Annotated in this window: 14 protein-coding genes; 3 read left to right on the top strand and 11 right to left on the bottom strand. The window is 39.3% G+C overall.

Annotated elements, in window-relative coordinates:
• Nucleotides 1–2: 2 nt before the first annotated feature.
• The 8 genes from flgK to MHI47_RS04415 all read right to left on the bottom strand — a co-directional run bounded on the left by flgK (nucleotide 3) and on the right by MHI47_RS04415 (nucleotide 6616).
• Nucleotides 3–1634, bottom strand: a complete 1632-nt coding sequence (gene flgK, locus MHI47_RS04450; protein WP_340829801.1) for a flagellar hook-associated protein FlgK — start codon at nucleotides 1632–1634, stop codon at nucleotides 3–5.
• 12 nt (nucleotides 1635–1646) lie between these two features.
• The gene (locus MHI47_RS04445; RefSeq protein WP_340829799.1) at nucleotides 1647–2141 is read right to left on the bottom strand and encodes a flagellar protein FlgN; all 495 of its coding nucleotides are present in this window, start codon (nucleotides 2139–2141) and stop codon (nucleotides 1647–1649) included.
• Nucleotides 2142–2156: 15 nt separating this feature from the next.
• On the bottom strand, nucleotides 2157–2420 hold the full coding sequence (gene flgM / locus MHI47_RS04440) for a flagellar biosynthesis anti-sigma factor FlgM (RefSeq protein WP_340829797.1): 264 nt from the start codon (nucleotides 2418–2420) through the stop codon (nucleotides 2157–2159).
• Between the two features lie 242 nt (nucleotides 2421–2662).
• Nucleotides 2663–3079: a TIGR03826 family flagellar region protein gene (locus MHI47_RS04435; RefSeq protein ID WP_340768528.1), complete on the bottom strand. Its 417-nt coding sequence runs from the start codon at nucleotides 3077–3079 to the stop codon at nucleotides 2663–2665.
• 43 nt (nucleotides 3080–3122) lie between these two features.
• Complete coding sequence (locus MHI47_RS04430; protein ID WP_340829795.1) at nucleotides 3123–3746, bottom strand: ComF family protein; 624 nt, start codon at nucleotides 3744–3746, stop codon at nucleotides 3123–3125.
• Nucleotides 3743–4795: a DEAD/DEAH box helicase gene (locus MHI47_RS04425; RefSeq protein ID WP_340829793.1), complete on the bottom strand. Its 1053-nt coding sequence runs from the start codon at nucleotides 4793–4795 to the stop codon at nucleotides 3743–3745. The genes MHI47_RS04430 and MHI47_RS04425 overlap by 4 nt, the downstream gene beginning before the upstream one ends.
• A 290-nt stretch (nucleotides 4796–5085) precedes the next feature.
• Nucleotides 5086–5928, bottom strand: coding sequence for a DegV family protein (locus tag MHI47_RS04420; RefSeq protein WP_340829791.1), 843 nt, complete (start codon nucleotides 5926–5928; stop codon nucleotides 5086–5088).
• A 106-nt stretch (nucleotides 5929–6034) separates the two neighbouring features.
• Nucleotides 6035–6616, bottom strand: coding sequence for a nuclear transport factor 2 family protein (locus MHI47_RS04415; protein ID WP_093537273.1), 582 nt, complete (start codon nucleotides 6614–6616; stop codon nucleotides 6035–6037).
• A 130-nt stretch (nucleotides 6617–6746) separates the two neighbouring features.
• On the opposite strand from MHI47_RS04415, the gene MHI47_RS04410 reads away from it, so the two are divergent.
• Complete coding sequence (locus MHI47_RS04410; protein WP_340829790.1) at nucleotides 6747–7667, top strand: nuclease-related domain-containing protein; 921 nt, start codon at nucleotides 6747–6749, stop codon at nucleotides 7665–7667.
• 58 nt (nucleotides 7668–7725) lie between these two features.
• Here MHI47_RS04410 and MHI47_RS04405 read toward each other — a convergent pair whose 3' ends face one another.
• The 3 genes from MHI47_RS04405 to MHI47_RS04395 form a co-directional block, all read right to left on the bottom strand.
• Nucleotides 7726–7980 carry a hypothetical protein gene (locus MHI47_RS04405; protein WP_340829788.1) on the bottom strand — a complete coding sequence of 85 codons (255 nt, stop codon included), beginning with the start codon at nucleotides 7978–7980 and terminating at the stop codon, nucleotides 7726–7728.
• Nucleotides 7981–8066: 86 nt separating this feature from the next.
• Nucleotides 8067–8741: a response regulator transcription factor gene (locus MHI47_RS04400; RefSeq protein ID WP_340829786.1), complete on the bottom strand. Its 675-nt coding sequence runs from the start codon at nucleotides 8739–8741 to the stop codon at nucleotides 8067–8069.
• 35 nt (nucleotides 8742–8776) lie between these two features.
• Nucleotides 8777–9922 (bottom strand): sensor histidine kinase, encoded by a 1146-nt coding sequence (locus MHI47_RS04395; protein WP_340829783.1) that lies wholly within the window; start codon nucleotides 9920–9922, stop codon nucleotides 8777–8779.
• Nucleotides 9923–10062: 140 nt separating this feature from the next.
• Between MHI47_RS04395 and MHI47_RS04390 the strand changes: the two genes are divergently transcribed.
• Both MHI47_RS04390 and MHI47_RS04385 read left to right on the top strand, forming a co-directional pair.
• Entirely contained in the window at nucleotides 10063–10698 is a 636-nt protein-coding gene (locus MHI47_RS04390; protein WP_340829781.1) for a YigZ family protein, read from the top strand.
• A 113-nt stretch (nucleotides 10699–10811) separates the two neighbouring features.
• Nucleotides 10812–11858 carry an LCP family protein gene (locus MHI47_RS04385; protein ID WP_340829779.1) on the top strand — a complete coding sequence of 349 codons (1047 nt, stop codon included), beginning with the start codon at nucleotides 10812–10814 and terminating at the stop codon, nucleotides 11856–11858.
• Nucleotides 11859–11867 lie beyond the last annotated feature (9 nt).

The following is an 11867-nucleotide window of genomic DNA, read 5'->3' as shown; positions in this document are numbered from 1 at the left end:
TATTATAATCCCACACGGCCCATGCCGTTGATAATTTTGTCTAATGTTTCGTCTACTACTGTAATCATACGTGCCGATGCATTGTAGGCTTGTTGGAAAATGATCATATTTGTCATTTCTTCATCCAGTGACACAGAGCTAACAGAGGCACGACGTTCTGTTACTGCTTGTTGCAGCGTTGCTGAGTTGAAAGCTAATCGGGAAGCTTGTTGACCGTCTACACCTAATTGACCGATAAGACCTTCAAAATAGGTTTGAGCACTTACATTTCCTAAGTCACCTAAGCTAGCAAATTTCATGTTTGCTAGAACTAATGCAAACTTTCCGTTACCTGGTTCAATATCTCCAGGCTTGGAATCAGAAGCAACAACTTTACCTGGATCTGCAATAATATCTGAAGAGATATAGATATTTCCAGCAGTTATTCCTGCTCCGCTTTTATCATCTTTATTAATAAAGAAAGTTCCACCTTGGTTTCCATAAATATCTGAACCTTGCGGATACTTTGTAGTGTTAGCTGGATCACCCATGTGAATTTTATTGAATTCCTCTGCAAATGCTTTCGCCATTTCATTTAATTTTGTAAGCATATCTGGATATAATCCTTTTACAGGTGCTGCTGGATCGCCTGTGACTTGACCATATGAATTTACAAGTGATTTAAGTTTGCCTAAATCGCTAAAGGAATTGATATTTTGAGTTACTGCTGCTCCAGCATCCGTCCAATTATTATTAAGAGGGACATCATTTCCATTAATGTCTATTCTGACAATATGAAAGCCTTCGATTGCTGATTTTGGTGTCACTCCATCTGTTTCACTTGGACCAGTATTACGTAGTTGAGCAAAGTCTTTTCCATCAATCAATTTTAGGGACGTACCATCTTTTAATTTCAAAGATACGGTCACAGAACCCTCTGCAATAGCTAAGGAATTACCACCAGACTTAACATTACTAGTTTCGATTGGGAAGTACGTGGACAACTCATCTAGCAACGTGTCACGAACATCATACAAGTCATTTGGCATATAGCCGTTTGGTTCAATCGCTTGTATCTGTTCGTTAATGCTAGCAATTTGTTCTAAAATCGAGTTTACATCTTTTAATGAAATTCCGATTTCTTTACCTGCATTTTCTTGGATTTGTGAAATTGATTTGGAAAAGTAATTGAAGGAATCAGCTACTGCGACCCCACGTTGTACTACTACAGAACGAGCTCCCCCGTTTTCTGGATTTACACTTAAGTCTTGAAGTGATTTCCAAAATTCATCCATCGATTTGGCTAATCCGTATTCGGAAGGTTCGTTTAACACGTCTTCCATTTGTGTGATTGCCTGAGATCTTGATTCCCAGTACCCTAACTTATTGGCTTCTTGACGATATTGTGTATCTATAAAAGAATCACGAATACGTTGAACAGAATGCGCTTGCACACCCGTACCAAGATGGCCTGGGATTTTTGGTGCATTTAAACCTGTCCCTGGGTATCCTAATGTCGCTTCCATGTTCACTCGTTGGCGAGAATAGCCTATCGTGTTTGCATTGGAGATATTATGTCCAGTTGTATATAGTGCGGATTGTTGTGTGTATAGTCCGCGTTTACTTGTTTCTAGTCCCATAAATGTTGAGCCCATGGGTTCGCCTCCTTATGCTTGTGAGTCGAAGTAAACTTTGTCTTTTGAGGGACTTTGTACTTCAGATCTCGAGTAGTTTATTTGATCAGGCTTTGGTCTTAATGCATCTAATGTTAAGTTAACAAATTGTAGTGATTGCATTGTTAGTTTTTGGTTCAAATCATTTTGGTTTTTTAATGTATCTAATGTTAACAATAGATTGTTACGTGTTTTTGTTAGTTGAGCATTTTCTTCGTCTGTGTTGGTATTTTCTAAGACAAGTGCAACAGTTGGGTTGTCAGTAGGAGCAATTCCTTTTGCTCGAAGGTAATCCGTTACCTCTGATTGACGCTGTTGTTCAAGCTGTGAAATGCCTGCTACATGTGCCTGCTCTTCCTTGAGCAGTTGGTTTAGACTGTCCATGTCCCCCGTTTTGATAGCTTCTGTTTTTTTGTATGCAACCTCTAGCAAGCTTTTGTGGAGCATATCTAGTTTGGTAAGTGACTGCATGATTTTAACGATGGACATGTGTGTAAGCTCCTTTTATAAGCGGTAGTAATCCAGGATATTCGATGCTAATTGTTTCGCATCTACCTTGTAAGTTCCTGCGTCGATGTCAGCTTTTATAGCTGCCACTCGTTCCGCTTGTTGTACTTCAACAGATGATTTTGTTTGCATGCTTTTCGCAGCAGACGAAATTTCCAATTGATCTGCAGCTGTTTTCGTTGTATTTTGTACTTTTTCAGCTTGTTGTTGATTGCGTTTGTATGGATTTACTTGGTTTACACCAATATTTGTGATCTTCATAAATTTCGTCCTCCTCTTCTTTTCGAAGTCTCTATGTATTATTTCGGCATGAAAAATGAATTGTTTAGAGTAATTTGAACGATTTGTGTGGAATAGGTCTTGGGAATTAAAGGGGTTAGTGGAATTAGAAGGTCTTTTGAAGGAACTATCAGGAGCTTGAGTTATACTCATGCTTTATTGAGTGGAACTCAATTTTAATTTCTTTTATCATCCCATAGAAAAACTCCCACACAAGGTGAGAGTTATTTTTTCTTGCTGTCTGAATAATAAGTCCCAGTTTCTTGTTGAGACACTTTTTCGCGGAATTCTTTTGCTGCGTCAAATTGACGAAGACCGGATTTTAATTCGTCCGTACATTTTATACATAGTTTACCTGATTGTGTTATTTTCCCACAGTTATCGCATGGATAGCCTAGGTTCGGGAACATGGCTGGTTGAAGACGATTTTTTCGTACCCATTTATGTAGTAATGACTCTTCTACTCCAGTTGCTTCTACAATTCTTTCTACTGTTGCTGCTCGGTTTTCACGTTTGCGAAGGAAGCGGTAGACAGTTTCGTACAGTTTTTCTTCGTTCATTGCGCAGTTGTTACATACTTCTCTCAATCCCGTATAGTTAAAAAACTCGTCGCATGAAGGACAATTTTTTAGTTCACCCATGTTGTTACCTCCAAATATTATTCTTACTTTATTTATCGGCAAGTTACCCTTTTATTAAAGTTATTACTTCGACTCTTTTGGCCCCTGCATCCTTTAAAATCTTTGCTGCATGATGGATGGTAGCACCAGTTGTGTAAATATCATCGAATAAAATATAATTTGTTGCTTCGATGATACCTATTACTTCGAAGAGGTTTGTTGTTTTTAATCGTTCTTTTTTTGTTTTCTTCCCTTGAGAATCGGATGTTTTTTTGGTGAGTACATGTTGAAAAGGAATTTGTGCTGCATTTAAGAGCTCGTCCACATGGGAGAATGTACGTAACTTTAGCTTTTCTGGGTGCATTGGAATGGGTACGACAATGCCTCCATTCTTCTGAAATGCTTGTTGTAACTTCCCAGAAAATACTTTTGCTAATGCAACGTCCTGGAGGAATTTGTATTGGTGTAGATATTCTTTCATCGGTTCGTTATAAGTGTATAGACAAAAGACTGAGTCTACTGCTCCTTCATAAGGAGTGTCTAGGAAATCGGTAAAATCGATGGTCGACTTTGAGATTTCAAATTTTGCGAAGCATCTCTTGCAGGTAGAAGAATCCAACTCGTATAAAAATAGCTTGGACCAAGTTGCTGATGGTTGGTAAAGTGTGCCACAAATTAAACACGTCATGATTGATTCCACCCTTCTATCGCATCTTGCGCTTTATCCATTTCTCTGCTTATTCCGTGGTGAAAGAAAGTAATGTCTCCATCTGGATACTGTGCTGATCTACCGACTCGTCCACTTATTTGAATGAGCGCACTGGAGGTGAAGATGAGCTGCTCTGCTCCAACTACAGCTACATTCACGTTTTCAATCGTAACTCCTCTTTCTAATATGGTCGTTGTTAATAAGCCCGGGATTTTCTTTTCGCGTAATTGCATCACTAGTTCTTTCCTATCTGGGTGCTCTGCATGAACCCTTGGTAAATCACCTGGGAAGTTCTCTAGCATTTCGATAGTAGGCAAGAAGATAAGAAAAGGCGTGTTTGTTTCTATTTTTTCATTTATCCAGTTTTGTAGTTTCGAAGGAATTTTTCCTTTTTTGAGTTGTCTAGCGTAACCCCATAAACTTACAAATTTAGGGACTGGAAGGTCGTAGCCGTGATATCTTCTTGTGAGTATAGATTGGTTGGTTGTTTTTAATGATTTTGTAGGAGTGGCTGTTACATAGTGAATGGCAGCGTCTTGTTTTGCGGCTTTAGTAACTGCTTTTTGGAGGGTTTCATCAGCATAATAAGGAAAGGCATCTGCTTCGTCGACAAATACGACATCGAAGGCATTTTCAAATCTATAGAGTTGGTGTGTTGTTGCAAGTACTAATTCGGCGAAATCATGTTGGTCAGGTGAGCCACCGTACAGTTCATGAATTGTTGTGTTTGGGAAGACTTTCTGGAATCGAGGGAATAACTCTAAAATTACATCGGTTCTTGGTGCAGCAACGCAAACTCTTTTTCCAGCTTGTAAACATGCAAATATTGCTGGAAATAGGAGTTCTGTTTTTCCTGCTCCGCATACTGCATGGACTAGGTGGGATTGGTTTTGCTCGACACTATTGAGTAGTTCTTCACTTGCCTTTTGTTGGAGAGGTGTAAGCTGGCCGTTCCATTTAAAGACATGTGCGTTCGCGCTGCGAGCATGCTGCTTGTCCCAAAGGAGTAATTCAGAACAACTACTCACCCGCCCCATTCGGATACAGTGGCGGCAATACGTACAAATTTTGTTGCAACGGGCACAGTTGAATGAGTGAAATAAGGATGGGTTCGTATTGTGGCATCTGTTGCAGGTGTTCATGTTTGATTGCCAAAAAAGGTTTGAATCTGATTTTGTGAGGACACCAGGTTTTAGGTGGATGTGACCGGAGTCGATGTGGGCGTCGATGACTTCGCGTGGGAATGGGGTGTGTTCGCGAAGCCATATGCGGCCAGTTAGAAATTGTTGGAGCTGTTTGTTCATGAGCATTCTCCTCATTAGTTAATCTTGTACCAACCAAGACCCATGGACCCTTCCCCAAGATGTGTACCGATAACAGGACCGAAGTAGCTGATCGTGAAGTCTACGTTTGGCATTGTTGCTTGAAGTTCTTCTTTCCATGCGATTGCTTCGTTTTCGTAGTTAGCATGAATGATTGTCGCTTTTATGTTGAATTTGTTTGAGTCTTCTTGAAGCATGTCCGAAATACGTTTCATCGCTTTTTTACGCGTACGAACTTTTTCATACGGCACGATGACTTTGTTTTCAAAGTGTAGAATCGGTTTAACTTGCAGTACGGAACCGATGACGCGCTCGAAGCCAGTTAGTCTTCCTCCGCGGTGAAGATGGTCTAGATTGTCGACCATAAAGTATGCACGCATCGTTTGTTTCATATTGTTTAGTTCTTGTAGGATAGCGTCCGGTGAAGCACCTTGCTCTGCCATTTCAGCTGCTTTAAGTACGTAGAAGCCCTGTACCATACAGGAAATTTCAGTGTCGAACGTTCGTACGTCGAGGTTAGCTACCATTTCTCCTGCTTGTTCTGCTCCGGCAAGCGTTCCGCTGATGCCACTAGATAGGTGGATAGAGATAACTGCGTCGTTCTCTTTTGCTAGTTTTTCATATGTTTCGATAAAAGTTCCTAAGGCTGGTTGGGATGTCTTTGGAAGCGCTCCACCTTTACGGATTTTATCGTAGAATTCTGTGGTGTTAATGTCTATTTCTTCTTGATAGGTGTCATTTCCGATGACAACGCTTAGCGGCACCATATGAATATTCAGTTGGTCACGAATTTCTTTCGGGATATATGCGGTGCTGTCGGTTACGATTGCTGTCTTCATTTAATAAATCACACTCCTAATTGTAGTTTACTGAATAATTGGTAGAAATGATAGCATAAAAAAGCCCAAACATGATATTTATCATATATGTCTGGGGAATACGTTGTTATTCAGTTGTTTCGCCTATATAGTAGACGCTAGAAACTAGCCATTTGCCATCTTCTTTGACGAATACAGTTACTTGGCGTCCGTTCTGTTCAAGTTTAGCACCTGTGTCCATTTGTTCAAAAGAAGTATGGATATTGGAGAATACTTGAGCTTGTGATTTATCATATTCAATAATCGTAATATTATCAGCAGTACGGATTGTGTTAAAGTCGTTGAACGTTTCTTCTACTTTGACTTTTTCAGCGTCGTAGTTGAAGCCTTCTGGATTTTTAGAAATTGTGTTCATATAGCGTTCTGGGTCTTCTGCGTTAAATGATTCCATGTATTCCGTGAAAGATTCGAGTAATGCCGTTTTTTCTTTTTCTGGTACATTTGTTGCTTCTTCAATATTGTCACCTGACAATTCGAAGCCTATATTGGTTTCGCTTTTATCTTCTGCACCGTGATCCGTTGTCGTTTGTGTGTTCGTTGGAGCGATGTCGGTTGCGGAATTAGCGTTTTGCGCTGTTTCGTCGTTACTATTGCAAGCTGCCAGCGTTAGTGTGAAGGCCGCGAGTGTAATGGCTTGGATTATTTTCATATATGTCTCCTCCTGCTGAAGGTTATTTTGTCATAATTAGGACGAAAACTCAATTATTAAGTTCCCATTTAAAATAGGTAGAATATTCCGGTATTGGAATGTAAGATATAGGTAGAAAGGAGCTGAAGGATTGAGTGGACATTTTGCGTTGTTCAAAAGGTTGAATGATGGATCTCCGTCTTCTGAATTTATTCGTGAAGAGATTCGGAAAATGGATGCTGGAGTTCGCGGAGAGGAGAGGGTTTTTAAGAGGCTGAGAGAGTTGCGGTTGGCCGGTAAGTTTCGTGTATTCTCGGATGTCTGTTTGGTGCTGGATGATTGGAAAGTGCAGATAGATTGCCTTGTAGTGACCGACCGATGTTGTATAGTTCTCGAGTCAAAGAATATAAGTGGACGCTTGTATTTTAATGAAGAGTTAGATGATTTTTATAAAGAAGAGAATGGAACAGAGACCCCCATTTCTAATCCGTATTTTCAATTGATGCGACATATTCGCTTCATGAAAGAATTTCTACGTAATAACCTTCCACAGATGAAAGTGACTGGTGCTGTCATCATGACCGCCAAGTCCTGCCGCATAATGCAAAAACCTACCCATTATCCCATTTATAAGTTAGAGAGTATGGTTGAGAGAGTGACACAGATTTACAATAATTCTGGTGGTGAGAATAGTTTTTCTGTTGAAGAGTTAGATGTTGTTGGGAAGCTTTTGGAGGAGAATAGGTCCGCTTATGAGTATCCTCCACTTTGTGAATATTATCTAATTAATGTGAGTGAGATTCGGCTAGGCGTGGAGTGTCCTGGTTGTGGGGTTTTGGGGATGAGACGTGTGAATACTACGTGGCGTTGTATGGCATGTGGAAAAAATAATCGCTATGCCCATAAATCAGCTGTCAGAGATTACTTTCGGATAATTGATAGAAAAATCACCAATAAAGAGTTTCGTAGATTTTGCATGATAGATTCAAAGTATACTGCATCGCGCATGTTGAATAGTATGGATTTGATAGCCCATGGTTCTGGTCCTAGTCGATACTTTGTGGAGAAGTAAATGAATCGGGTGTGATGTTTTTGCGATGTGAAACGTTCGGTGGGGGTTGGCGCAACTTCTAATTGGTTATCCGCAACATTGGTGGGCGTTCTCGCAACATTACTTCGTTTGGGGCAACATTTTTGGGATGTGCAACGTTTGTTGGTGGTTGCGCAACTTCCAGGTCGTTTCTCGCTACATTGGTCGTCGTTGCCGCAACATTCACTTCGTTTGGGTTAATTTTTTTGCGATTCGCAACGTTCGGCAGCGGTTGCGCAACTTCCAGGTCGTTTCTCGCTACATTGGTGGCTTTACGCGCAACATTTGCTTCCATTGGCGCAACTTTCTCTTTTTAAAGCGGTATTTCTCCAAAAAACAAAATCCCACTCCAAAACACTGGAGTGGGATTATATATGATTATTAGCGTACTTCAACCCAACCGTTTTTGATGCCGGTTACTACGGCTTGGGTGCGGTCGTTTACGTTCATTTTTTGAAGGATGCTGGATACGTGATTTTTTACGGTTTTTTCGGAGATGAATAGTGTTTCTCCGATTGTGCGGTTACTTTGGCCATCTGTTAGTAACTGAAGTACTTCGCATTCACGTTTTGTTAGTAAATGGAATGGACGACGAATTTCTGTTTGATGGAAGTTCCCTTTGTTTTCGCGCTCGCTTAAGCGACGGAATTCTGCAACTAGGTTCTTCGTAACTTTTGGATGTAAGTATGAACCGCCTTTTGCTACTACTTTGATAGCGGAGACAATTGCATTGGCATCCATTTCTTTTAGCATGTATCCAAGAGCACCTGTTTTTAGTGCGTGTGATACGTATGACTCATCATCATGGATAGAAAGGATGATTACTTTTGCTTCTGGGAATTTCACTAGTAATTCTCCTGTAGCCTCTACCCCATTTTTAGTAGGCATATTGATGTCCATCAATACTACATCTGGAAGATATTTTTCATAAAGACTTAAAACGTCGTGGCCGTCGTCACCTTCTGCTATTACTTCGAAAGAGTCTTCAAAGTCTAAAATACGTTTTACTCCTTCGCGAAATAGTTGGTGATCATCTATGATTATTATTTTTGTCATGTTCATTTCCTCCTATAATTAAAAAGCCATATTTACTATTCCTCATTTAATGGAATACTAAACAAAATACTAGTTCCTTTGCCAGGGGATGATATAACTTTCATCGATCCTTCTAACAAATCCACTCGTTCCTTCATTCCGATTAAACCAAAGGATTTTTCTTTTGCTACTTCTGGATCAAAACCAGCTCCATTATCTTTGACGATAATATTTATCTTTTGTTTCAACCATTCTACTTTCACCCAAGCTTCAGTAAATTTCCCGTGTTTAGTTCCATTCGTTAAGCACTCTTGGACAATACGGAAAATGGCTACTTCAAAATTGGTATCTAGTCTTTTCTCTTCTCCAAAGTTTTGGAAATTAATCCTACCTGTTGGGTTGTATTCTTCGATTGTTGTAATATACTTTCGAAGCGTTGGTATTAAACCTAAATCGTCTAATGCCATAGGTCGTAGATCGTAAATAATACGACGTACTTCTGAAAGAGCATCACGAACCATTTTTTTAAGGTCTAAAATTTCTTTCATCGCTGCTTCTCCACCACGCTGCTGATATGTAAGATTGATTAAATCTGTTCTAAGAAGAACATTCGCTAGCATTTGCGCAGGGCCATCATGAATTTCCCTTGAAAGTCTTTTACGCTCTTCTTCTTGCGCTTCGATAATTTTCAAGGTGAAATCTTGTTTAATTTTTGCATTTTCAAGTGCTGCTCCTACATTTTTCAAATCGGATGTTAAGTAATTCATGACGATATTCACCTGATTGACCAGATGATCGGCACGTTCAATCATTTCTAGCAAGCCCTGTAATCTGCGTTCTAAATCATCTCTTCTAAGTCTAAGCTGACGTTCCTCACTACGTTTGATGAGAAGATTTATTTGAATTTCATTTGCAGTTTCGTAAGCTTGGCGAACTTGTGGTTCATCGTACGAGTCAAAATTCTTGGAAACCTCAGCTAATCGATTTCGGGAGTGCCTCGATTTTGATTCGAGCAAATCTCCTTCTATAATAACTGTCTCGATATCTCCACGAATAATTTCTAACTCCACTTTCATTTCTTCAAAGCTTTGTCGACTCTGTTCGCTTATAATGAATATATCCTTTTTCGAATGATCCATCACTTCGACCATTCGATCGAAAATAACATCTAACGATTGCGTTTCAAAATTCATATTCGTCATCTGTTTTTTCTCCTTTATGCGCCCAAATGAGTCCTCATTCACAAATGATGACATGTCCTATTATAGCACTAAGTGACTAAAAATAAATTAAAATTACTTTACAACTATGTTTCAATAGAATCAGGAGGGGAAATATATCTATGAGAAAAGATTACCATACTATCCAAGGCTATGGCGAGAGCGAATTAATCATTCAAAAATCACGTTTTCTAACGTATGTGAGCCGGGCTGAAACAGAACAACAAGCGCAAGATTTTATTAATAATATCAAAGAAAAGCATAAAAGTGCTAACCACAACTGCTCTGCATACATTATTGGCGAGCATGACAATATACAAAAAGCCAATGATGATGGGGAACCAAGTGGAACTGCAGGAGTCCCAATGCTCGAAGTATTGAAGAAACAGGGTCTACAGGATACAGTTGTTGTCGTCACTCGTTACTTTGGGGGTATTAAGCTCGGTGGTGGCGGACTTATCAGAGCTTACGGGAAAGCAACTACAGAAGGAATTGACGCCGCAAAAGTGGTGGAACGAAAGCTGCATCATCTGATGAAGATCTCTATAGACTACACATGGCTAGGAAAAGTGGAAAATGAAGTTCGGAACTCCGTCTATCCTCTAAAAGAGATTAACTATGCGGATCTTGTCGAAGTAATGGTATTTACAAAAGCAGATGAAGAAGAAACCTTTATTAACTGGATGGCTGAAATGACTAATGGACAGGCGAAAGTCGAACTTGTCGAAAAAGAGTTTTTGGAATTCGTAATGAAATAAATTTACCTATAATCAAATTCATAGTATAATAAGGGGCATGCCAAATTTTAAGAAACTATTTTGTCGATTCTTCGTCTTATTAGCGTTATCTAGAATAAAGGGAGATTATAAAAATGAATAGAAGAGCATATAAAAAGGAGAAAAAGAAAAGTAGTAAGAAGCGCAAATTCTTAACCGTTTCTCTTATAGTAATTGGGTCCTTACTTATTTCTTTATCTACCTATGCAGTTTTCTTAACCAAAAAGGCAGAAACTGCTGCAGACAAAGCTTTTGAAATTGTGGATAATCGAGATCAATCTCCATTACGCGATGAGAAAGTTGAACCATTGAATGATAATGTCTCAGTTCTTTTTATAGGAATTGACGATAGTGAGCAACGTGGTCAAGGTGACACAAACAGCCGCTCTGATGCACTCATGCTAGCTACGCTGAACAACAAGACCAAAACCGTAAAATTAGTAAGTGTCCCGCGTGATTCATATGTTTATATAGATGAAGTCGGGTATGAAGATAAAATTACCCATGCTCATTCATATGGTGGGACTAGAGCTTCTATAGAAACAATTGAAGATTTACTAGAAGTACCAGTAGACTATTATGTGAAAATGAACTTTGATGCATTTATCGATGTTATCGATGCGTTAGGAGGAATCGAAGCCGAGGTTCCTTATAAGTTACTAGAAAAAGATGAGAACGATCAACGTACAGTTGCATTAAACCCTGGATTACAAGAGCTTAACGGTCGAGAAGCATTAGCTTTAGCTAGAACTCGGAAACTTGATAATGATATTGAACGAGGGAAACGTCAACAAATGATCCTTTCTTCTATTATTAAGAAAGCTAGTTCTGCCTCGTCCTTTACTAAATACGGTGAAGTGATTGATGCTGTCGGAGAAAATATGAAGACTGATTTAACATTTGATGAAATGAAATCCTTCTTTGAATATATTAAAAAGGGAATGCCTCAAATAGATACTCTATCTCTTGAAGGTTATGATGATATGTCAACTGGTGTTTATTATTGGAAATTAGACGATGAAAGCCTTGATGAAACGAGAGATATTCTTAAAAGCCATCTTGGATTACAGCCAGAAACAAGTAATATTTCAGGTAATAATTCCGATACAAGCAGTAATTATGCAGCAGATAGTCGCCCTTAGCAAAGATAA

Origin of the sequence: Psychrobacillus sp. FSL H8-0487 (assembly GCF_038008385.1) — a bacterium.
GTDB lineage: Bacteria > Bacillota > Bacilli > Bacillales_A > Planococcaceae > Psychrobacillus > Psychrobacillus psychrotolerans.
The sequence above is the reverse complement of the archived record's forward strand: the minus strand, read 5'-3'. Positions and strand labels throughout refer to the sequence as shown.